Origin of the sequence: Pseudomonas sp. St316 (assembly GCF_018325905.1) — a bacterium.
Classification (GTDB): domain Bacteria; phylum Pseudomonadota; class Gammaproteobacteria; order Pseudomonadales; family Pseudomonadaceae; genus Aquipseudomonas.
In genome coordinates, this window is the sequence record NZ_AP021901.1 from 5153738 (window position 1) to 5176223 (window position 22486).

Genomic DNA, 22486 nt, shown 5'->3' on the forward strand with positions numbered 1-22486 from the left:
CAAGCCCCTTCGCCCCTTCAGCAACGGGGCTTGCCCGCCAACGACCGCTCTGGTTTGAGGCTCGCGTAGACGACTGACCGCACGCCATGTGAAGAAAAACTTCAAATCCGTGCGCACATCTGGTACAAAGTCAGCCGCTCTGAGCGGGTGTCGTATAATGGCATTACTCCAGCTTCCCAAGCTGATAACGAGGGTTCGATTCCCTTCACCCGCTCCAATCGAATTCTGGTCCTGCGTCGTACGTCTTTGGCGGGGGATTAAAAAGAAACCGGCTCTTGGTGGCCGGTTTTTTTTGGTCTGGCGTTTGTGGGATTTGCGCCCCTGAGGTGCACACCGAGTACCTATGAAGGAGAGCAAGGATGCACCTGATTGACTCATATATGCCTACGTATCAGTTCAGTGAATTGCATACCTTGGACATCCCCGTTGACCCCTCCCAAGCCATGGCGGCAATCCTCGCCCACCGCCCCGAAGACGACCGTTTTTTTCGGTATGCAATCAAGCTGCGCGAACTCCCCATGCGCCTGCTGGGTCGATCCCGGCCCCCAGGGGCTGATCAACGCGCGTCATTCGGACTGGACAATTTCACGCTGCTTGAGCGCAATGGCGACACCGAACTCACCTACGGGCTCGCCGGCAAGCTGTGGAAAGCTGACTACGGCCAAGTCGTTGTCGCGAATGCCGAAGCGTTCGAGCTATTCAATGAGCCGGGGAATGTGAAACTGGTCATCAGTTTCAACTGCCAGTTGCTACGATCGGGCCTGACGAGGGTCACCACGCAAACGCGAGTGCATTGCCTCGACGCGGATGCGCTGCGCAGTTTTACGTCGTATTGGTATTTGATTCGCCCGGTCAGCGGGCTTATCCGCCGACGCATGCTGAAGGCTATTGCGAGACGTTGCGCAGCAGGAGCGTTGAAGAACAGTACGCCAAGAGCATGAAGAGGATTTCACTGTGCCCTCGCCAAGAGGGGAGACCGGTAGGCGGCAAGCGTGCCGAGCAAGCCAGACTGGGCTATGCCGAAAAGTGATAGAGGGTCAAACATGCTTTGCGACAAAAGCGACAACGACAAACAAGGTCAAGGCGAACGCCGCACCGACGCCGAACGGCAGCAACGTAACGCGGAGAGTGGTCGGGGTTGAGCGTCTCATCTCTTCAGCTAACGCCTCTACCTCTTGATGCAATTGTTCGTCGCAAGATGCCCACCTAACGACAAAACAAAAGGCCCCGGCGTTTTTCACAGCGGGGCTTTTTGTATCCTGGTCGCAAGAACGCTGGCTCAGCTGTTTAGGAAAACAGATCATTGGCAAACGGGTTAATGCCCGACAGAGTGACGAGTTGCATATCAGCTGTCTGGATCTGTTCGATGGTATCGTAACCTGCATACCAATCCTTGAGGCGCACACCTTCTTGCGGTGTCTCTCCTGGAGCGAAGCTTGATCGGTGCAGATAGAGGTCATCACCGACGCGATCAGCCAACAGTTCAGAGCTGCTGATGTATGACAAAACCAATTTGTCGCCGCTGCTGATGCCGTCGTCCTGAATCGTCACTAGCGTTGGAGTATTGATGGTGTAGGTATCGCCACCCTCTCCACCGTTAGCAAAACCACTGGCCTGCAATATCAGCCTGTCATCCCCCTGACCTCCTGACAGCGAAAAGCCCACGCCCGTACCGGTCAACAGGTCGTTACCTTCCCCACCATCGGCCATGCCATGTGCCACAGTGATAGTGTCACTTCCGGCCTCACCGTAGGCTTGAGTACCCTCGTCGCTAGCAGCCGTGACGATGGTGTCGTTACCGCTGCCTCCGTACAAGATGTCTGCCTGCGGCCCATTCGCCGAGCCATCGACTTTGAAAGGTCCTATCGACGAAGTCAGCCCACCATAGAGGAAATCATTGCCGTCCCCGCCGTCGATGACGTCGTTGCCCAATCCGCCCTCCAGATAGTTGACACCGGTGTTTCCAACCAAGACATCGTTGAAGTGACTGCCCAACACGTGTTCGATGTTAAGCAATACATCACCTTCGGCATCACCACCTTGATTGATTTGAGTCTGCAAGTTGATCGAGACTCCTGTTGTGCTTGTAATGTAAAAAGCACTGTCGAGACCTGCGCGACCATCGATTACATCTGCCCCGGCTCCACCAATGAAGATGTCCTTCAGGCCAGAGCCCGATAGCGTGTCGTTAAAATTGCTGCCTTGAAACATTTCAACGTTGGCGTAGGTATGACCAGCAGCCTCTCCTGTGTCAGTGCCGTTGGTGAGGTCGATCGTCACCGCGCTGCCAGACTGCTCATAAGTGACTAGATCCTGGCCACCCGCGCCATCCTGCATCACGGACGAACTGCCGCCATAGAAAATGTCGTTATAAGTCGATCCTCTGATCACCTCGATACCGGTATAGGTATCACCTGCCGCGATGCCGGTATGCACACCCGTCTTGAGGTTGATGGTCACGGCTTCTTTGCTATCGGTATAACCCGCTATGTCAGAGCCGACACCGCCGATGAACTGATCCGCGCCCGCGCCACCGAACAGTGTGTCGTTACCCGAACCACCAGTAATGATGTTGTCGCTGTCGTTGCCGTAGCCGATGAACGCGCCAGTGCCGACGTAGGTCAGGCGCTCCACGTTTGCCGCCAGGACCGTGCCACTGGCATTGATCACCGACACGCGGACTTCATCGTTGCCACCACCGGCCTGTTCGATGATAGTGGGGGTGTACCCCATGTTGATGTTGTAGATATCGTCGCCGGCACCACCTTCCAGCCGTACTCCTGTGGCTATGGTGTACGGGCCGGCGGTAAGGACGTCGTTGAAAGCTGAGCCTATGACAGTTTCGATAGCCGTTAAAATAGTGCCTTCGGCATCTCCACCCGTGCCTGCAGTGCCCGTTCCGAGACGAATATTAACGTTTATCCCGGCAGTCGAACCCGAGTAGTCGACCGTGTCGCTCCCGGCACCTCCGTCGAAATCCATGCCGCTACCATCGCCAACGAACGTGTCGTTGAAATTCGATCCTCTGATCGCCTCGATGTCGGTGTAGGTATCACCTGCCGCGATGCCGGTATGCATACCCGTCTTGAGGTTGATGGTCACGGCTTCTTTGCTATCGGTATAACCCGCTATGTCAGAGCCGACACCGCCGATGAACTGATCCGCGCCCGCGCCACCGAACAGTGTGTCGTTACCCGAACCACCAGTAATGATGTTGTCGCTGTCGTTGCCGTAGCCGATGAACGCGCCAGTGCCGACGTAGGTCAGGCGCTCCACGTTTGCCGCCAGGACCGTGCCACTGGCATTGATCACCGACACGCGGACTTCATCGTTGCCACCACCGGCCTGTTCGATGATGGTGGGGGTGTACCCCATGTTGATGTTGTAGATATCGTCGCCGGCACCACCTTCCAGCCGTACTCCTGTGGCTATGGTGTACGGGCCGGCGGTAAGGACGTCGTTGAAAGCTGAGCCTATGACAGTTTCGATAGCCGTTAAAATAGTGCCTTCGGCATCTCCACCCGTGCCTGCAGTGCCCGTTCCGAGACGAATATTAACGTTTATCCCGGCAGTCGAACCCGAGTAGTCGACCGTGTCGCTCCCGGCACCTCCGTCGAAATCCATGCCGCTACCATCGCCAACGAACGTGTCGTTGAAATTCGATCCTCTGATCGCCTCGATGTCGGTGTAGGTATCACCTGCCGCGATGCCGGTATGCACACCCGTCTTGAGGTTGATGGTCACGGCTTCTTTGCTATCGGTATAACCCGCTATGTCAGAGCCGACACCGCCGATGAACTGATCCGCGCCCGCGCCACCGAACAGTGTGTCGTTACCCGAACCACCAGTAATGATGTTGTCGCTGTCGTTGCCGTAGCCGATGAACGCGCCAGTGCCGACGTAGGTCAGGCGCTCCACGTTTGCCGCCAGGACTGTGCCACTGGCATTGATCACCGACACGCGGACTTCATCGTTGCCACCACCGGCCTGTTCGATGATGGTGGGGGTCTGCCCCATATTGATGTTGTAGATGTCGTCGCCAGCACCGCCTTCCAGCCGGACCCCTGTGGCCGTGGTGTAAGGACCAGCAGAGAGCACGTCGTTGAAAGCTGAGCCTATGACAGTTTCGATAGCCGTTAAAATAGTGCCTTCGGCATCTCCACCCGTGCCTGCAGTGCCCGTTCCGAGACGAATATTAACGTTTATCCCGGCAGTCGAACCCGAGTAGTCGACCGTGTCGCTCCCGGCACCTCCGTCGAAATCCATGCCGCTACCATCGCCAACGAACGTGTCGTTGAAATTCGATCCTCTGATCGCCTCGATGTCGGTGTAGGTATCACCTGCCGCGATGCCGGTATGCACACCCGTCTTGAGGTTGATGGTCACGGCTTCTTTGCTATCGGTATAACCCGCTATGTCAGAGCCGACACCGCCGATGAACTGATCCGCGCCCGCGCCACCGAACAGTGTGTCGTTACCCGAACCACCAGTAATGATGTTGTCGCTGTCGTTGCCGTAGCCGATGAACGCGCCAGTGCCGACGTAGGTCAGGCGCTCCACGTTTGCCGCCAGGACCGTGCCACTGGCATTGATCACCGACACGCGGACTTCATCGTTGCCACCACCGGCCTGTTCGATGATGGTGGGGGTGTACCCCATGTTGATGTTGTAGATATCGTCGCCGGCACCACCTTCCAGCCGTACTCCTGTGGCTATGGTGTACGGGCCGGCGGTAAGGACGTCGTTGAAAGCTGAGCCTATGACAGTTTCGATAGCCGTTAAAATAGTGCCTTCGGCATCTCCACCCGTGCCTGCAGTGCCCGTTCCGAGACGAATATTAACGTTTATCCCGGCAGTCGAACCCGAGTAGTCGACCGTGTCGCTCCCGGCACCTCCGTCGAAATCCATGCCGCTACCATCGCCAACGAACGTGTCGTTGAAATTCGATCCTCTGATCGCCTCGATGTCGGTGTAGGTATCACCTGCCGCGATGCCGGTATGCACACCCGTCTTGAGGTTGATGGTCACGGCTTCTTTGCTATCGGTATAACCCGCTATGTCAGAGCCGACACCGCCGATGAACTGATCCGCGCCCGCGCCACCGAACAGTGTGTCGTTACCCGAACCACCAGTAATGATGTTGTCGCTGTCGTTGCCGTAGCCGATGAACGCGCCAGTGCCGACGTAGGTCAGGCGCTCCACGTTTGCCGCCAGGACCGTGCCACTGGCATTGATCACCGACACGCGGACTTCATCGTTGCCACCACCGGCCTGTTCGATGATGGTGGGGGTCTGCCCCATATTGATGTTGTAGATGTCGTCGCCAGCACCGCCTTCCAGCCGGACCCCTGTGGCCGTGGTGTAAGGACCAGCAGAGAGCACGTCGTTGAAAGCTGAGCCTATGACGGTTTCGACACCAATGAGCGTATCCCCCTCTGCGTCGCCACCCCGCCCAACAAGTCCAGTTCCCTGGCGCAAATCTATATTGATACCTTCAGTAGATGCCGAATAGTCAACAGTATCTGTACCAGCACCACCATCAATCTTGTCTGCGCCTGCAGTGCCTTTGATTACGTCGTTGCCACCCAGCGCGTTAATCTCATCATCCCCTGCGGTGCCAATTAGTGCATCTGCGCCAGCTGTTCCATTAATAACTGCCATTTTTTCTTCCCTGCTTTAAGGATGGTAGAGGAGGTCTCTTAAAATCAAAATTGTTTACACACTGAAGCATAGATCTCTGCGGTACTTTTCGGCCGTGGCCAATGAAGCTTGAGCGGAAACTCCGTCTAGAAAAACGGGTAATCAAAGTGTCATTTATTAAATTACAGGCACGACAAAGCCGCCCGATTTGAAAAAAGGGATATGTCTGAGTTTTTACGTTCAATTGCGTGTTGGCGCAGCCGATCCATGCTGAGTTCCATCCAAGGCCCATCCCCCTATTGGGAAGTTAACTGGGCGCTGAGCGTCCTTGCGTGATAGCACGACAATATCTCTTCACACAAGAGGCCTGATACGTACGGAAGGGGAGCGTGCTGCTGACGTCCTATGCAAACGGGGTATGTTGACCCCCTGTGTCCCGCGTTGCGGTCGAGGATGGCTTGTTAACCTTGGATCAAACCGGTCTCTTCCAGCATCCGAACACGACGCAGGCATGGCGAGGCGGATAGCGAGCCGACCAATCCAGGCAGGGGAATACGAAGGGAGATGATGACTCGGAGAACATGATGCGGCTTGATCAGTTGTGGACCGTGGACTGTTGGCAAACGGTGTTTAACGGAGGCAAATGAAATCTGACGTCCTGTCGCAGTCTGTCTTCAAGCGTGCACTTCACGATCCAGAACATCGACCACCCATTGGTTGATGCTCTTGTGGGCGAGCTGAGCTTTCACGGCGACTGTTGCGTGGAGGGCGGGGGCTAGGCGTAGGCTGAGATTGCCAGAATAGGGTTTCTGCGGTGCTCGCCCCAGCTTGGCACAGGTCTCCAGATAATCGGTAACCGCCTCTTCAAACGCGGCCCGAAGCTCGCTGACAGATTCGCCGTGAAACCCGACGACATCCTTAATGCCAGCGATGTGGCCGACAAACAGACCGTCTTCTCGCTGTAGTCGATTCGGGCGGCGTAACCTCGATAATTCATAACGTTCACGACGCAACTCCTGCTTGCTCAAGGAAAGCCCGAGCATCACGTACCTGGTAGGGCTTTGCTTCTTTGTCTGGGTGGGGCCGGTGGAACGTTGCGACCACACCATTCAATTCAAAACGTACACGCGATCCACTGCCTTCAATGGTCTTGGCACCCGTTGCGCCAAACAGTGACTCAATACGAGCCCACTCCAACGTTGAAGGCGTCGGCCTGGAGAATATGGCTCTGAGCGTGCTGAGCTGTTCATTATTCTTGGTATTACACCGCGATACCAAAAAAAGATTTATCACCTGCGTTGACGTGTGAGCAGCACCGATCAATAAAATCAAAATGTGGATCGGGTCATCCTTTCCGATTTAACCCGCCCTCCCCTTCAGTACCACTTTCCGCGAGCTGGCAAAATATGTCGGACATCAATCGCTTAAACCAATCGAGCAATCCGTTCCGCGGGACACTATTTCCTATCTACCCTGCTAATGAGTCCCGTGGCGAGGGAGCTTGCTCCCGCTTGAGTGCGAAGCGCTCACAAGAGGGGCTGCTGCGCAGCCCAGCGGGAGCAAGCTCCCTCGCCACGTATCGCATGACCCAGGGGAGATTTGTAGGCTAAATCCGAGAATTGCGTAGGGGGTGCGCTTACTTTGCTTTTCGGCGAGTTTTCACCTTGTTGCCCTTGTCCTTCGATGGCTACTCTCCAGACGTCGCTGCAAATTCAGCGACCGGGCCTAGGAACCCGTTGAATTCAAGGCGCACAGCGCCCATAAAATTGCAGGCGCTTTTTGTGTTTGCGATGATGTTTTATGGCGGCTGTGCGTGGGACACCCTCGGGTGTGCCGGGTGCCTTGATTCCCGGTTCCTAGCCCACGTGCGGCCGCCACCCGAATCTAGGAAAGGATGGCGGCGGTTTCTCAAGTCAAGTAGTGAAAATATGCGAAACACAATTCCATCCTATTTCCGCGCTTACCGAACCAAGCTTCAGCTTCGTGCCAACGACTTTCCGATCTTCGGAGGCAGGTCATGAACGAAAACACTGAGCTAAAACCATCGGCTACACCCCCTTCAACTATTCCGCCGACCGAGCACTATTCCGTGTCAATGGCGGCGTACCCATCCAAGAGGCATTGGAGCGGGCATCGGATCTTTTGCATCTCGCTCACCGGTTGGCCGAAGACGCGGCGTTTGAAAAGAGCACCGACCGCTACGCCTGGGCTGCGCATTTTTTGTTGGAGATGAGCAAGGCGGTGATTGATGACGTTGTGAAAGTCATTACGCCTAGACCGGAAGTTGAAGTTAGAAAAAAAGCCGAGAAACAATAGATAGACAGTACGTTTGAGAATGGGCACCGCAAGATGCCCACCTAACGACAAAACAAAAGGCCCTGGCGTTTTCGCAGCGGGGCCTTTTGTTTCTTGGCCGTCCACTGCTGTCGTTCATTGTTCAGACCCAGGCAAATGCCCCAACGGCAACGCCCCCGGCGTCTTCACCGTATGAATCGCAAAGTTGCTCCGGATATCACTCACCCCCGGCAGTTTCAACAGCCGCCCGGTGAGGAATCGGTCGTAGGCCCGCAGGTCCGGCACCACCACTTGCAACAGAAAATCCGATTCGCCGGACACCAGAAACGCCGAGATCACTTCCGGCAATGCCGTGACGGCCTGGCGAAACGCTTCGGCTTGTTCGTCGTTGTGCCGTTCAACCTTCACGCCGACAAAGATCGTCAACCCGAGGCCCACTTCGTCGCGGTCCAGGATGGCTTGATAACCGCGAATGACGCCGGCGTCTTCGAGCATCCGCACGCGGCGCAAGCAGGGCGACGGGGACAGGCCGATTTCTTCGGCCAGTTGCACATTGCTCAGGCGACCATCGCGCTGCAGCGCGGCGAGGATTTTGCGATCGAAGGCATCCAGTTTCATGAATTGGCAGTTTCCGATGGAATAAAGCGAATAGCTGGCAGGTTATGCCAGTTAATGAAGTATTAGAAGCCAACTTCGCAACCACCTGCCCTGCCCCTGCGCCATAGACTTGGCACTGGTGAATCGTCGATGAAGGGGTGCGGCATGGCAGAGCTCTGGTTGTTCCTGATGGCCTTGATAGTGGTGTACGTGTTGCCCGGGCCGGACATGATCCTGCTGCTGCAAACCGGTGCCCGTCAGGGCAGGGGCGCGGCGCTGGCGACGGCGGTGGGCCTAGGGGTTGCTCGTGGCTGTCATGTCGCATTGGCGGCGCTGGGGCTTTCGGCTTTGTTCAAGACCGCGCCATGGACCTTTGATGTGGTCCGCCTGGCCGGGGCTGCCTATTTGTTATGGATTGGATTTCAATGCCTGCGGACCACGTTGTTGCCGAACCTTGAAGGCGCCGCTGTCGAGGCCGGAAAGCGGCATTGGTACCAGGCGATTCGGCGTGGGCTGCTGACGAATCTGCTTAATCCCAAAGCCTTGTTGTTTTGCTCAGTGTTGTTGCCGCAATTCATCGACCCACAAGGCGGCCCCGTGCTGGGGCAATTCGCGATCCTGGGTGTGGTACTGGTCGGCGTCGGCCTACTGTTCGATAGCGCCTATGCGTTGGTGGGTGTCGCACTCGGTCGCTGGCTTCAGCGCTCGCCTTCGGCCCAGCGCTTACAGCAGTGGTTGTTTGGCAGTCTTCTGATTGGTTTTGCGGTACGGCTGACGTTTGTGCAGCAGTCATAGCGACTGCCACGAATACAATCCTCCGTCCTCGACACAACTAGACCCTAGGCTACGCGGCCATTATTCAATGTCTATCTCGCGACTTGGAACAACGCACTAGCATGGTGTGCTAGGAGTCGAGCAAATCTTTCATCAACCCTTCCGGCTAAATCCAATTGCAACGCCGGCCCAGTCGGACTAGACTCCTCCCAAAATGGGAGGAAGCAGGTGCGAATTATCGCGAGAGGTACCTTGCGGGAGTTTTGGGAAAGCAATCCGGCTTATGCCGATTCCCAGACGCCATTGGTTGAATGGTATCGACACATGGAGAAAGCGATCTATCGAACGCCTCAAGAAATTAAGGCTGAACTCAGAACAGCCAGTATTCTCAAAAGCGCCAGGGTCGTATTCAACATCGGCGGTAACAAATACCGAGTAATTTTGGCAATCGATTATCAGCGCCAGCTTGGTTTTGTACGATTCGTCGGTGCCCACGCCCAGTACGACCAAATCAACGCGGAGACCGTATGATGAACATCAAACCCATTCGCAACCAGGACGACCTGAATGCAGCGTTTGCGCGCATCGAACAGCTCTGGGGTGCGGAAGTCGGTTCGGCTGAGGGCGATGAGCTGGAAATCCTTGCCTTGTTAATCGAAAAATACGAGGACGAGCACTACCCAATGCCCCCCTCCGATCCAATTGAGGCAATTAAATTCCGAATGGATCAACAAGGCTTGACTCCGCGTGACTTGGAACCGTTCCTTGGATCGAGCGGGCGTGTGTCTGAAGTGTTGAACCGCAAACGCAAGCTGAGTCTGGCGATGATTAAACGCCTGCATGACGGATTGCGAATCCCTTACGAGAGCCTACTGGCAGACGTTGCGTAATACATAGCGACTCCACACCAATCTGCTGCAGCATCTCAAGATAGAAAAAACCGGTCCAACGTGACCGGTTTTTTCGTACTTTTCTAGCAGCAGCTAAAGCTCCGAGGCTGCTTCGCCCCAGCGGGAGCAAGCGCCCTCGCCACCCACGCATTTTCGCCCTGTTTCACATCCCGAAATAAACCCACCCCGCCCCTCTGCCGCCCTTGTGCGACGCCGCTTCTAGACTTCGTTGCAATGACTGCGAATGCCTGCCGAGGCCGTCTTCGGTGGTTATAGTGTTGATCATTCATTTTCAGTAGGTATAGTAACCACCAAGCACACCACACGGAGGTGTTGTGAATAGCCGATTCTTGATAAGCCAAATCATTGCAGACGGTTGGTATCTGGTGCGGGTTCGGGGCAGCCACCATCATTTCAAGCATCCGACCAAGCCGGGGTTGGTCACGGTTCCTCATCCGAAGAAGGACCTGCTCAAGAAAACGGCCATCAGTATTTTGCAACAGGCACTGCTTCAGCCGGCCCGTTGCGCGACGTTCCCGGAGGACGATGAATATGCTTTACCCGATTGCGATTTCCATGGGCGATGACCAGCACGCCTGGGGTGTTGAAGTGCCGGATATTCCCGGATGTTTTTCCGCAGGCGACGACTTGGACGAGGCCATGGCGATGGCGCGCGAGGCCATCGAGGGACACTTCGAGATTTTGGCTGAAGACGGCTCGCCGATTCCGTCGGCCCACACCGTCACCTTGCACGCCGCCAATCCGGCCTATGCCGGCTGCACTTGGGCGCTGGTGGACATTGATGTGACCAAGTACCTGGGCAAGGCGCAGAAACTCAACATCACGCTGCCCGGCTACCTGCTCAATCGTATTGATGAGTATGTGTTGCACCATCCTGAAGAGAAGAGCCGATCCGGCTTTCTCGCTTCGGCAGCGCTCAAAGTGTTGCAGCAAGGGCGCTAAGCAAGCCGCCACAACCTGTGGGAGCGAGCTTGCTCGCGAAGGCGTCGGCACATCCAACATCACTGCGAGCTGATCCACCGCCATCGCGAGCAAGCTCCCTCCCACAGGGTTTTGCGACAGCCCATTCGTGGGGTTGCGGGCTGCCTATTTCTTTTCCGTTCCCGACTCTTGCATCTGCACCGAGGACTGGGTGCCATCGGTGTTGTCCTTGGTCTCGTTACCCGAATTGTCGAAGCAGCCTTGCAGGGCGAACATACAGCAGGCAAGACAAACAGTACGTGCGAGGTTCATGGTGAACTCCGAAGCTGAAGGCTTTAAGGAATGACCTGCGAATCCGGTAATGGGTTGCAATTATTTTCAGGCTGTACGGAAAACCTTGCCGAACAGCGGCGCCTGAAAATGTAAGCAGAATTTTCACCGTTTCATTGCTGTCACACCAGACAGGTGCATCCATAAGGAACACAGCAATGACCTTCGCAAAAATCGCTCAAAAACTGGCGCTCTGGGCGGGAAGCCCCAAGACATTTCTGGGGCCATCGTGTTGTTGGTGCTCTGGGCCCTCAGCGGACCTCTTTTCCAGTTCAATGACACCTGGCAGCTGATCATCAACACGTCAACGACGATCATTACCTTCCTGATGGTATTCCTGATTCAAAACACGCAGAACCGCGATACAGACATCTTGCACCTCAAGGTCGATGAGTTACTGCGCGCAACCAAGGAGGCGCAGAATGCAATGCTCGGGCTCGAGTCGCTGGACCTCAAGCAACTGGAGGCGCTGAGAAAGCATTACCAAGCCATGGGCCAGGGCGAAGCCAAGAACCTTGACGGCCTGGAAGAAAAGAACAAAGTGGACCTGAACCAGTGCTGACGCAGAGGCGCTGAAAGGTTCTCCTTCTGGCGGGCAAAAATTGGCCGGGACGCAAACGTCCCGGCCTGGATACAAAACGCAGCGGATCAGCGGCTGGCTTGCAACGCCCTGGCCATTTCGAGATGCGTCTGCAGCTTGGGCAGGGTCTCATCGGCGAAGGCCTTGATCTCCGGCACTTCGGTAGTCTGGGCCTGCTGCTGGATCTGCGCGATGGCCTCCTCGGTGGCCTTGACCTGGCTGGCGGCATACGCTGCCTCAAAGGACTCGCCTTCCTGGACCTGCGGGATCAGGGCCTTGGCCTTGTCCGCCACCTCCTCCCGGGGAGCGACGGGCAAGTCGAGTTTCTTGGCGATCTTCGCCAGGTGTTGATTGGCGGTGGTACGGTCGTTGATCACCATGATGGTGTAATCCTTGACCTCTCTGGATTCAGCTTTCCCGTGGGCCATGCGACTGGCCTCGATGTCGGCCATGCCTTTGGCTGAAGCATCGTCGATGAATTCGGCAGGCGATTGGGCCCAGGCACTGTTGGCACCCAGGCTCATCAACACAATGACGCTGGTGGTGCGAAAAAAACTGGCCATACGGCTCATGGTCGCGCCCTCCTCTGATAAAAGTTCTGGCGGGGTCCCGCCTCTGGATCAGAACCACCCCATTTTGCTTTCCGCCGAGTAGTTTTCGACAGCCGCGAGGGGGTTCTCCTACTTCTGCGACCCACTTCAAACCTCTTCGTTCGATCATGGACCCTGTTTCCGGCGAGCGGGGCCCGCCTGACATCTGAAAAGGACAACGCTCGAAAGGTTGAAAAAAGCCTGCGGCACCGCGACGAACGGTGGCGCGCTATCAGATACCGAACGCCTTGTGATTGTGGCGTTTGGCCGCATACATCGCCTCGTCGGCGTGGCGGAATAGGGCAACATCTTCAGTGCCATGGTCGGGGAAACAGGCCACGCCGATGCTGGGTTCGATGCTCAGGCAGTGCCCGTCCAGACGCAGTGGCTGGGCCAGTGCATGGCGGATTTTTTCCTGCACGCTTTGGGCATCCCCCAAGGCCTGGATGCTGTGCAGCAAGACCACGAACTCGTCCCCGCCGATGCGTGCCACGGTGTCGGTGTCGCGGATACAGCCCTTGAGACGATTGGCCACCGCTTGTAACAGCATGTCGCCAACCCCGTGGCCATAGGTGTCGTTGATCTGCTTGAAACGGTCCAGGTCGATGTACAACAGGGCCATGCGCCCGGACGCCGCGCGAGCGCTCGCCAGTGCGCACTTGAACCGTTCACGGAGTAATTCGCGGTTGGGCACCTGCGTCAATTGATCGTACTGAGCCATATGCTGCAACCGGGCATGCAACTGCTTGCGCTCGATGGCGATGGTGAGCTGCGCGCAGACGTATTGCAGCAGTTCCTTGTCCTGCTCGGTGTAGCGCACATTGTCTGGCGCGCTCTTGACGATCAGCGCGCCAATCGTGCCGCTCTGTGAGTTCAGCGGCACGCCCAACCAACATGGCGCATCCGGCTGCGCCACAAGGTCGTCAAACCCCGGCGGCAACTGGCTGCAACCGGGCGTCAAGAGGATTGGTTGGCCGCTGCGTATCACTTCGGCGCACAAACGTCCGGTGACCGTGCCTGGCAATTCGGGCTGCCCTTCCCGGTCGTCGACGTGATAAGGGAAGTTGAGTTGCGAACATTGTTCGTCATACAGCGCCACCGAAAAATTCAGCGCCGGCAGCCACTCGCCAATAATCAGGTGGATGCGTTTGAACAGCGCCAGCAGGTCCGCCGCGGCATGGGCCGCCTCGGAAATCGCATACAACGCCGCCTGTCGGGACTCGGCCTGCTTACGTTCGGTGATGTCCCGGGCCACGGCAATGCGCAGTTGGTCCACCGGCGACCAGCGTGCCGACCACAGGATATGCACCACCCGACCGTCCTTGCGCAGGTAGCGGTTCTCGAAATTGAGCTTGGGCTCGCCGTCCATGATCTCCCGGGCTGCTTCGAGGGTCCGCTGACGGTCGGCAGGGTGCACCAGATCGATCATCGGCTGGCCGATCAACTCCTGCGGGGTGTAGCCAAAAATGTGTTCGCAGGCAGCGCTGACAAACACGAAACGCCCTTGGCCGTCGACGGCACACACGGCGTCCAGCAGGAGGTCGATGTAGCTGGCCAGCGGCGCGGAACTTCGAGTGTCCATGGGGCTGGAGGTCATCCGGATAATGCAACGGTGAGCGAAGCGGGTGATCGTCAGTTCGTGACGCCGATACAACGAGCGAGACCGACGCGCCCCCCGTACCGATGAGGATAGCGCAGGCGTTCAACTGTGGGGAACGAAACACCCAGCAGATCAGCCACTCGATCCAACGCAACCCCGTCACTGCGTAAAAAACGCCATGCCGGCATACGGTGCCTGCCGACAAGCCTTCAACCGGGACGCCAGGTCGCCCACATGGACCTCGAGTTTGTGCCCGTCCGGGTCGAGAAAGTAGAACGAATCACCCTCGCTGCGGTTGTCTCGCCACGATGAGACCTGGGCCGCGTTCAGCCGTGCCACCAGCACCGGGAAATCCTCAAGTTTGATGCTGAAAGCGTAATGGGTGTAGTCCGCCACCGGCTCGGGCCTGCGCGACGGGTCGAAAGCCAGGCACAACCACAAACCCGGCAGCGACAAATAGGCCCCGCGATCCCACTGGGCTTCGAGACGCAACTGCAACAGCCCGCCATAAAAAACCACGCTGCGATCCAGGTCGGTGACGGCAAGGGTCAGATGATTGAGGCCTGAGAGCATCAGCAAACAACCTTTAGAAAAGAGTGATAACCCAGCGGGCTTGGGGCGAATCCAGGGTACTTCCAAGCTCCGACATCGCCGACGGATTCCCCGCCCAAGGTCCTAGGCAAAGTCCTACGCAGAAATCTCCAGTGACACTCAAACACACCGGAAACAGCCGATTCAAATCCCTGCACAACGATCTGTAAAGTCTGGAAACACACCGCTATCGAAACACCCCACGGACAGCACCACTCACCAAGGAATGTAATCGCACCATGAACCAGACTGCTCAAGCGCCCCATCACTTCACCCACTACCGCAAGGTGATTACCCTCGCAGACGAGAACTGGCAGGGCACTGAAGCTGGAAAAATCTCAGGGCTGAATGTCGAGGTCAAGACACCCAATGTACTGGTCGACCAATACGGTCGGACTTTCCATCACTTCTGTACCACGTCCTACCTGGGCCTGGACTACCACCCCGCGTTGCTGGACGGCGCCATGACCGCCCTTTGGGAAACCGGCACCCTGCGGGTCGCCAACTCGAAAAATCGCTGCAAGCTGGCGATCCTGGACCAGTACGAAACCCAATTGTCGGAACTGTTTGGCGCCAGTTGCCTCAGTGCCCTGTCGTGCAGCGCGGCAAGCGCCGGAATCCTGCCGCTGCTGGCCAGCGGCGCGTTCACCAACAATTGTTCACCCGTCATGGTGTTCGACAAACACGCCCATTACTCGATGAACCACAGCAAGGCCGCCTGCGCCGATGAAACCCAGGTCATCACCTGCCCGCACAACGACATGGACTTCATCGAAGACCTGTGCAAACGCCAGCGCAGCGTGGCGTACGTGGCTGACGGTGCCTACAGCATGGGCGGGTTGGCGGACCTGGACAGCCTGATGTATCTCAAGCAGCGCTATGGCCTGTTTCTCTATCTGGACGACTCCCACGCTTTGTCTGCGGTCGGGGAGTCCGGCGCAGGCCTGGTCCGCTCGCGCGTCCCGGCCGTGGATGAGCGCACCCTGATCGTTGCTTCATTGGCCAAGTCATTCGGTGCCAGTGGCGGGCTGGTCATGTTTGGCAGTGAACGGCACAAGGCGCTGGTGCAGCGTTACGGTGGGCCAAGCAATTGGTCCCAGAGCCTGAACGCAGCGGCCATCGGCGCCGGCATGGCGTCGATCCGCCTGCACCGCAGTCGAGAATTCAGCGCCCTGCAAGAGCGTTTGCAAGCTAATATCCGCTTCTTCGACAGCCTCGTGCGCACTGAACAGCGCGGCAATCCCATGGCGATCCGCATGGTGCCCTGCGGTGAAGCAGCCCTGGCCAACAGCCTGGCCGTCGAACTGACCGAACAGGGGTATTTCACTTCAGCGGTCTTTTTTCCCGTGGTGCCGCAAGGCAAGGCTGCCATTCGCATTACCCTGCGCGCCGACATGGAGCCGAACGTGATTCGCTCGTTTTGCGAAAAGATCACCGAACTGCTGCTGACCCACGGGCGTGACATCCGCCCTTGAGACAGGACGCTCGATGAAGACCCGTACAACCCTGATCGTCACCTGCACCACCGTTTTCCTGGCCCAACTGGGCATGAGCATCTACTTGCCGGCCCTGCCCGATATCGCTCGGGACCTGGGCGCCGATGCGTCCCGGGTTTCCTGGGGCTTGTCGGTGTACCTGATCGGCATGGCACTGCCCATGTTGCTGTGGGGCAGCCTGAGCCAGCGGCTGGGGCGCAAGCCGGTCTTGCTGGCGGCCTTGGGGTTGTACGGTTTGGCCAACCTGGCCCTGCCGCTGGGCACAACCGTGGAGGCGTTCCTGACGCTCAGGTTGATCCAGGGCATCGGCGCCAGCGGCATTTCGGTGATGGCGCGAGTACTGATTCGGGACAGTTTCAGCGGCGACCTGTTGGCCAAGGCCCTGTCCTGGATATCGATCGCCTTTGTGATTGCCCTCGGTATCGGCCAGTACCTGGGCTCGCTGATCCAGGCCGCTTTTGGGTGGGAGGCGATTTTCCATGGCTTGGGTGCCGTCAGCCTGGCCATGGCAGCGGCGGTGTCCCGGGCCAGGTTCCCGGTGCTGGTGCAAGCCGACAACGGGCAATCGGCGTGGGGCATCTATGGGCAGATCCTGCGCCAACGCGCGTTCCTGCTGCCGGCCTTGGCCGGTGGGCTGGGTTACGGCGTGATCGTCGCCTTCAACACCGCCGCGCCGCTGATCCTGCAGGAGAGCTTCCACTGGTCGCCCATTGAATACGGCCTGTTGGGCTGGCCGGTCAGTGCGGCCTATTTGTTCGGCGCGCTGGCGGTGAACGCTTTTGTACTGCGCACCGGCCAACGGCGAATGATGGGTTGGGGCATCGCGCTGGTGCTGGGCGGCAGCGCGACCATGCTGGCAGGCAGCCTTACCCTGGACAACATCGCGCTGCTCTTCTGGCTACCGTATTGCTTCGCGGTGTTTGGCCAATCGTTGATCTACCCCGTCAGCCTGTCCCTGGCCAACGAAGGCTCACCGGTCGCCGGCGCATACGCCATGGCGTTGAGCGGGTTCCTGCATCAACTGATGGCCTCGGTGATCGGCGCCATGGCCAGCCTGTTGTTGAGCCAACAGGCTTGGCCGTTGGCAGCGTTGTGCGCGCTGCTGGGGATGGCGGCGATGCTCTGCGTGAGGTCCGTACCGCCCCGGGTCGCTTAGAACGCGCTGCGGAAAATCTCTTCGATCTGCCGCTGGTCCGCCGCCCGTGGGTTGGTCAGGCCGCAGGCGTCTTTCAAGGCGTTGGCAGCCAGCACCGGTACGTCGTTGAGGCGTACGCCCAGGTCACGCAAACCGGCCGGGATGTCCACGTCATGGGCCAGGCTGCGAATCGCCGCGATGGCATTCCGGGCCCCCTCTTCCGGGCTGAAGCCACGTGTATCGGCGCCCATGGCATGGGCCACGTCGGTCAGGCGAGCCGCGCATACCGAGGCGTTGAAACTCTGCACATGAGGCAATAGCACCGCGTTGCACACCCCGTGAGGCAAGTCGTAAAAACCACCCAGTTGATGCGCCATCGCGTGGACGAAACCCAACGACGCATTGTTGAACGCCATCCCCGCGAGAAACTGCGCGTAGGCCATGTTCTCCCGCGCGGTCAGGTCATGGCCGTCACGCACGGCCAGGCGCAGGTTGTTGCTGATCAGGGTGATGGCCTTCAGGGCGCAGGCATCGGTAATCGGCGTGGCGGCGGTGGAGACATAGGCCTCGATCGCGTGGGTCAGCGCATCCATGCCCGTGGCGGCCGTCAGGCCCTTGGGCATCGCCACCATCAGCGCCGGATCATTGACCGACATCAATGGGGTCACGTTGCGATCGACAATGGCCATTTTCACGTGGCGCGTCTCGTCGGTAATTATGCAAAAACGGGTCATTTCACTGGCGGTGCCTGCCGTGGTGTTGATGGCGATCAGCGGCAACTGCGGCTTGCTCGAACGGTCGACGCCTTCATAGTCGCGAATCTGCCCACCGTTGGTGGCACACAGGGCAATGCCCTTGGCGCAATCGTGGGGCGAACCGCCTCCCAGCGACACGACGAAATCACACTGGCTCTCCTTCAACAGCCCCAGCCCGAGCTCGACATTGGCGATGCTTGGGTTGGGCTTGGCACCGTCGAAAACCACCGAATCGATATCCTGGAGCGCCAGCAACTCAGCCACCTTGGTAGCGACGCCGGCCTTGGCCAGCCCCGCGTCGGTGACGATCAGTGCCTTGCGAAAGCCGTAGTTGCGAATGGCAGTCATCGCTTCATCGAGGCAGCCCAGCCCCATGATGTTCACGGCGGGAATGAAAAAAGTGCTGCTCATGGGGTCACGCTCCTGGTTGAGGCCGGATCGGCAGGGCCTACAGAATGACCGTCTGGTCATGACGCATCTTGATCTGGCTCAAGACTGGGTCGTGATAAAGTCGCGCCCTGCCTTTGCCACGTTTTGAGATGACCCTTGCGATGACCGATTTCCAGGAATACGACACCCGGCTCGAAGACTGGGAAGCCCTGCGCGCCGATACCGCCTTCAGCGGCCTGCTGGTGGGCAACGGCGCCAGCCGAGCGGTGTGGGATGATTTCGGCTATGACTCGCTGTTCGAAAATGCCCGCACTGTCGAGGAGAAACCCCTGAGCCCGTCGGAGCTGAGCGTGTTCGATGCGATGCAGACGCGCAGTTTCGAACAGGTGCTCGCTGCACTGAAAACCACCAGTCGGGTCAACAAGGCCCTGGCCGTCAGCTCCGCCGCGCCGCGCAATCGCTATTACGCGATCAAGGAAGCGCTGATCAACACCGTGCATGCGGTGCACATCCCATGGCGCCTGGTGCAACCCTCGACCCTGGCGACGCTCAACCAGGAGCTGAGTCGCTACCGCACGGTGTTCACCACCAACTACGACCTGCTCAACTACTGGGCAATCCAGCAGGCGCCCGAGACCATCAGCGACCTGTTCTTCGGCGATGACCACAGTTTCGACCTGAGCCAGGCGACCACCGACAAACCACGCCTGTTGTACCTGCACGGCGGCCTGCACCTGGTGCGCAACCAGGACGGCACGGCGCGCAAGCTCACGTCCACCGAAGGTACCTTGCTGGGCAGTTTCGCCATCAACAACACGATCAAGACCCTCGACGACGTACCGTTGTTCGTCAATGAAGGCCCGAGCCAGGACAAGCTCAAGACCATCCGCAGCAGCGATTACCTGTCGTTCTGCTACGACCAGTTGCTGCAGCACGGCGACAACTTGTGCCTGTTCGGCCATGCCTTGGGCGAGCAGGACAACCACATCGTGCAAGCCCTGCGCCTGGCCGCACCGAAAACCGTGGCGATTTCGATCTATCCCCGTAGTCAGGCGTTCATCCAGCATCAGAAGCGGCACTACGCCAAGGTGTTCCAGGGGCTGGAGGTGCAATTGCGCTTCTTCGACGCGAAGAGCCACCCGCTGGGCGATCCGAAGTTGTCGGTGCCAGTGGAGGTTTAAAGGCAGGGTAAAAAACGTGTGGAGAGGGGATCTATGTGTGGGAGCAAAGCTTGCTCGCGATGAATGATGACTCGGTTAGCCTGCACAACCGCAGCGCCTGCATCGCGAGCAAGCTTTGCTCCCACACACAATTGCCCCTCCACAGGCTAGGCGCCCCTTATTGCTGTCCTGTCAGAGCGCAGCCACGGTCTTGTCCTTGATGACCGTCGTCGGTCCGTTGGCCTTGACGCTGGCAATGCCTTTGTCCCGGGCCGCGTCCGATGAATAAGCTTCACTGCTGCCAATCACTTCATGGTTGGCCGCCTTGAGGTTGAAGTACGGATGGCCGTCCTTGGTGTGCTTGAGTTCATAGCGCTCGGCCAACGGACTGTTTTTCTGCACCGAAGCAATGCCACCATCGACACTGCTGCGGGTGGTGTACAGCTCACTGGTCAAGATTGTCTCGGCGTTGGCCGCTTTGAGCACAAACCGAAACTGGCCGCTGCTGCTTTTGCTGATTTCGTACCATCCGGACATGATTACTCTCCTGGCAATGAAGACATGCCCCGAGAGTAAAGACCCGCCGCGCTTGCCCCGCCAGTCCGTTGTGCAGCGTCATTACAAGGTAATGGCCGTGCCCAGCAGCGTCAGGAAACCCGCCAGCCAGCTCGGGTGCGCAGGCCAGGCCGGTGCGGTTGCGAGGTTGCCCTGGACATGGCCTTGGGTCACGGGAATGTCGATATAAGTCCCGCCCGCCAGCCGGACCTCCGGAGCACACGCCGGGTAGGCACTGCATTCACGCCCTTCGAGAATACCCGCCGCCGCCAGCAATTGCGCACCGTGGCACACTGCGGCAATCGGCTTGCCCGCCAGATCGAAATCGCGCACCAGTTGCAGGACGGTTTCATTCAGGCGCAGGTATTCCGGCGCTCGCCCACCCGGCACCAGCAACGCGTCGTAGTCGGCGGCCTGGACGTTGGCGAAGTCATGGTTGAGGGCAAACAAGTGCCCCGGTTTTTCACTGTAGGTCTGGTCGCCTTCGAAATCGTGGATCGCCGTGCGCACCGTCTGCCCCGCGGCTTTGTCCGGGCACACGGCGTGCACGGTGTGGCCGATCATCTGCAAGGCCTGGAACGGCACCATGACTTCATAATCTTCGACGTAATCGCCGACCAGCATCAGGATTTTCTTGGCGGCCATGGGTTGGGCTCCTTTGGGAATGCGTAAGTGGTTAACGCATTAAAGGTAGACCGGTACGTCGGTGGGTGAGCAATAAGCGGCGATTACCTGACGGGCTGCATCAATACGCTGGTCTCACAGACCTGACCCAACTCTGTGGGAGCAAAGCTTGCTCGCGCTGCAGGCACCGCGACTCGGCAGTCGAACCGAGTCATCCTTCGTCGCGAGCAAGCTTTGCTCCCACAGGCTCCTGCCACAGGAGATTGGTGTAGACAGAAGTCAGGCGAGATAACCGTCAGCCCGCAACAGCGTTTCCAGGCAGTGCTCGGTGATGTGGTAGAAGGCCTTGAGTTCCTGGATCCTGGCCAGCAGCTCGGTGGGGTCCGAAGGTTCAGCGCGTTTGACGGCCAGGATCATCTTGTTCTTGTTGGTGTGGTCCAGGGAGATGAACTCGAAGACCTTGGTTTCGTAGCCGCAGGCCTCCAGGAACAGCGCCCGCAAACTGTCGGTGACCATTTCCGCCTGCTGGCCCAGGTGCAGGCCGTATTGCAGCATCGGCTTGAGCAAGGCCGGGCTCTGGATCTGCAGGCGGATCTGCTTGTGGCAGCACGGCGAGCACATGATGATCGAGGCGCCCGAGCGAATGCCCATGTGGATCGCGTAGTCGGTGGCGATGTCGCAGGCGTGCAAGGCGATCATCACGTCCACCGCACTCGGCGCCACGCTGCGCACGTCGCCGTGCTGGAAGCTCAAGCCCGGGTGTTCCAGGCGCGCCGCCGCCTCGTTGCACAGCTTGACCATGTCTTCGCGCAACTCCACGCCAGTTACCACGCCTTCGGCCTGCAAGGTGTTGCGCAAGTAATCATGGATGGCAAAGGTCAGGTAACCCTTGCCCGAACCGAAATCCGAGACCCGCACCGGTTTGTCCAGGGCCAGCGGCGAGGACGTCAGCGCATGGCTGAAGACTTCGATGAACTTGTTGATCTGCTTCCACTTGCGCGACATCGCCGGGACCAGCTCATGCTTGTGGTTGGTCACGCCCAGGTCGGCTAAAAATGGCCGGCCCAGGTCGAGGAAGCGGTTTTTCTCACGGTTGTGCTCGGCAGACGGCACTTCCCGCAGTTGCTGGGGCTTGCTCTTGAACAGCGAGCTCTTGCCCTTTTTACTGTACTCCAGCTGCGCCTCGTCGGTGACCGCCAACAAATGCGCGTTCTTGAACGATGCCGGTAACAGCGCAGCAATGGTTTGCACCCCTTCGGCCAGCGGGAAATTCTTGGTGATGTCGCGGGTCTTGTAGCGGTAAACGAAGGACAGGCACGGCTGGTCCTTGACCATCAGTTGCTTGACGATCAACCGCTGGAGGTCCGTTTCGTCACCCACGTACTTGGCCAGCACCAGTTTGATGAACGCGTTTTGCGCAAGGCTGGTGTGCAGCAGCTCGACGAACTGGGCGTGGTGATCCGGCGCGGGACGGGCGGGGGTGGCGGTGACGGACATGAAAAAAGCAGCCTCGGGCGGGGCGAATCGGGAATGGCGGGTATT

General features: G+C 58.3%; 20 protein-coding genes, 1 tRNA gene and 4 pseudogenes. 12 read left to right on the plus strand and 13 right to left on the minus strand.

Features of this window, described 5'->3' with window-relative positions; all coding sequences use genetic code 11:
- Window positions 1-143 precede the first annotated feature (143 nt).
- Window positions 144-217, plus strand: a tRNA-Gly gene (locus tag KI237_RS22955).
- A 142-nt stretch (window positions 218-359) separates the two neighbouring features.
- Window positions 360-941 (plus strand): hypothetical protein, encoded by a 582-nt coding sequence (locus tag KI237_RS22960; RefSeq protein WP_212797187.1) that lies wholly within the window; start codon window positions 360-362, stop codon window positions 939-941.
- A 346-nt stretch (window positions 942-1287) separates the two neighbouring features.
- Here the strand turns inward: KI237_RS22960 and KI237_RS22965 are convergent, their stop codons facing one another.
- From KI237_RS22965 to KI237_RS22980, 4 genes and pseudogenes are all read right to left on the minus strand, one after another.
- Window positions 1288-5661, minus strand: coding sequence for a beta strand repeat-containing protein (locus KI237_RS22965; protein WP_212797188.1), 4374 nt, complete (start codon window positions 5659-5661; stop codon window positions 1288-1290).
- Window positions 5662-6104: 443 nt separating this feature from the next.
- A pseudogene (locus KI237_RS22970) lies at window positions 6105-6167 on the minus strand (winged helix-turn-helix transcriptional regulator); the annotation flags it as partial.
- Window positions 6168-6314: 147 nt separating this feature from the next.
- A pseudogene (locus KI237_RS22975) lies at window positions 6315-6646 on the minus strand (type II toxin-antitoxin system HicB family antitoxin).
- Window positions 6643-6864, minus strand: a complete 222-nt coding sequence (locus KI237_RS22980; RefSeq protein WP_249410764.1) for a type II toxin-antitoxin system HicA family toxin — start codon at window positions 6862-6864, stop codon at window positions 6643-6645. Before KI237_RS22980 ends, KI237_RS22975 begins: the two are co-directional and overlap by 4 nt.
- A gap of 819 nt (window positions 6865-7683) precedes the next feature.
- On the opposite strand from KI237_RS22980, the gene KI237_RS22985 reads away from it, so the two are divergent.
- Entirely contained in the window at window positions 7684-7956 is a 273-nt protein-coding gene (locus KI237_RS22985) for a DUF3077 domain-containing protein (RefSeq protein WP_212800682.1), read from the plus strand.
- A 114-nt stretch (window positions 7957-8070) separates the two neighbouring features.
- Here KI237_RS22985 and KI237_RS22990 read toward each other — a convergent pair whose 3' ends face one another.
- Window positions 8071-8553 carry an Lrp/AsnC family transcriptional regulator gene (locus KI237_RS22990; RefSeq protein ID WP_212797189.1) on the minus strand — a complete coding sequence of 161 codons (483 nt, stop codon included), beginning with the start codon at window positions 8551-8553 and terminating at the stop codon, window positions 8071-8073.
- A gap of 144 nt (window positions 8554-8697) precedes the next feature.
- Between KI237_RS22990 and KI237_RS22995 the strand changes: the two genes are divergently transcribed.
- From KI237_RS22995 to KI237_RS23015, 5 genes and pseudogenes are all read left to right on the plus strand, one after another.
- Window positions 8698-9327, plus strand: coding sequence for a LysE family translocator (locus KI237_RS22995; protein WP_212797190.1), 630 nt, complete (start codon window positions 8698-8700; stop codon window positions 9325-9327).
- A 207-nt stretch (window positions 9328-9534) separates the two neighbouring features.
- A complete protein-coding gene (locus tag KI237_RS23000) occupies window positions 9535-9837 on the plus strand; it encodes a type II toxin-antitoxin system HigB family toxin (RefSeq protein WP_212797191.1) in 303 nt (100 codons plus the stop codon).
- Window positions 9837-10196: a helix-turn-helix domain-containing protein gene (locus KI237_RS23005; protein ID WP_212800683.1), complete on the plus strand. Its 360-nt coding sequence runs from the start codon at window positions 9837-9839 to the stop codon at window positions 10194-10196. Before KI237_RS23000 ends, KI237_RS23005 begins: the two co-directional genes overlap by 1 nt.
- A 335-nt stretch (window positions 10197-10531) precedes the next feature.
- A pseudogene (locus KI237_RS23010) lies at window positions 10532-10708 on the plus strand (type II toxin-antitoxin system HicA family toxin); the annotation flags it as partial.
- A gap of 40 nt (window positions 10709-10748) precedes the next feature.
- Window positions 10749-11159 (plus strand): type II toxin-antitoxin system HicB family antitoxin, encoded by a 411-nt coding sequence (locus tag KI237_RS23015; protein WP_212800684.1) that lies wholly within the window; start codon window positions 10749-10751, stop codon window positions 11157-11159.
- A gap of 144 nt (window positions 11160-11303) precedes the next feature.
- On the opposite strand, the gene KI237_RS23020 is transcribed toward KI237_RS23015, so the two are convergent.
- A complete protein-coding gene (locus KI237_RS23020; protein WP_212797192.1) occupies window positions 11304-11450 on the minus strand; it encodes a hypothetical protein in 147 nt (48 codons plus the stop codon).
- Window positions 11451-11626: 176 nt separating this feature from the next.
- Between KI237_RS23020 and KI237_RS23025 the strand changes: the two are divergent.
- Window positions 11627-12030 (plus strand): annotated as a pseudogene (locus KI237_RS23025) (low affinity iron permease family protein).
- Between the two features lie 86 nt (window positions 12031-12116).
- On the opposite strand, the gene KI237_RS23030 reads toward KI237_RS23025, so the two are convergent.
- From KI237_RS23030 to fos, 3 genes are all read right to left on the minus strand, one after another.
- Entirely contained in the window at window positions 12117-12620 is a 504-nt protein-coding gene (locus KI237_RS23030; protein ID WP_212797193.1) for a DUF4142 domain-containing protein, read from the minus strand.
- A gap of 250 nt (window positions 12621-12870) precedes the next feature.
- Window positions 12871-14220, minus strand: coding sequence for a sensor domain-containing protein (locus KI237_RS23035; RefSeq protein ID WP_212797194.1), 1350 nt, complete (start codon window positions 14218-14220; stop codon window positions 12871-12873).
- Between the two features lie 177 nt (window positions 14221-14397).
- A complete protein-coding gene (fos, locus tag KI237_RS23040; RefSeq protein ID WP_212797195.1) occupies window positions 14398-14811 on the minus strand; it encodes a fosfomycin resistance glutathione transferase in 414 nt (137 codons plus the stop codon).
- A 257-nt stretch (window positions 14812-15068) separates the two neighbouring features.
- Between fos and KI237_RS23045 the strand changes: the two genes are divergently transcribed.
- Window positions 15069-16304 (plus strand): aminotransferase class I/II-fold pyridoxal phosphate-dependent enzyme, encoded by a 1236-nt coding sequence (locus tag KI237_RS23045; RefSeq protein WP_212797196.1) that lies wholly within the window; start codon window positions 15069-15071, stop codon window positions 16302-16304.
- A gap of 13 nt (window positions 16305-16317) precedes the next feature.
- Window positions 16318-17481 (plus strand): MFS transporter, encoded by a 1164-nt coding sequence (locus KI237_RS23050; protein ID WP_212797197.1) that lies wholly within the window; start codon window positions 16318-16320, stop codon window positions 17479-17481.
- Here the strand turns inward: KI237_RS23050 and yiaY are convergent.
- Window positions 17478-18626, minus strand: coding sequence for an L-threonine dehydrogenase (yiaY, locus tag KI237_RS23055; protein WP_212797198.1), 1149 nt, complete (start codon window positions 18624-18626; stop codon window positions 17478-17480). The two genes, KI237_RS23050 and yiaY, sit on opposite strands and share 4 nt — an antisense overlap.
- 140 nt (window positions 18627-18766) lie before the next feature.
- Here yiaY and KI237_RS23060 point away from each other — a divergent pair, with 140 nt between their 5' ends.
- A complete protein-coding gene (locus KI237_RS23060) occupies window positions 18767-19786 on the plus strand; it encodes a DUF4917 family protein (protein WP_212797199.1) in 1020 nt (339 codons plus the stop codon).
- Between the two features lie 171 nt (window positions 19787-19957).
- Here KI237_RS23060 and KI237_RS23065 read toward each other — a convergent pair whose 3' ends face one another.
- The 3 genes from KI237_RS23065 to KI237_RS23075 form a co-directional block, all read right to left on the minus strand.
- Complete coding sequence (locus KI237_RS23065) at window positions 19958-20302, minus strand: YegP family protein (protein WP_212797200.1); 345 nt, start codon at window positions 20300-20302, stop codon at window positions 19958-19960.
- 81 nt (window positions 20303-20383) lie between these two features.
- Window positions 20384-20965, minus strand: coding sequence for a DJ-1/PfpI family protein (locus tag KI237_RS23070; protein WP_212797201.1), 582 nt, complete (start codon window positions 20963-20965; stop codon window positions 20384-20386).
- A gap of 258 nt (window positions 20966-21223) precedes the next feature.
- The gene (locus KI237_RS23075; RefSeq protein ID WP_212797202.1) at window positions 21224-22441 is read right to left on the minus strand and encodes a class I SAM-dependent methyltransferase; all 1218 of its coding nucleotides are present in this window, start codon (window positions 22439-22441) and stop codon (window positions 21224-21226) included.
- Window positions 22442-22486 lie beyond the last annotated feature (45 nt).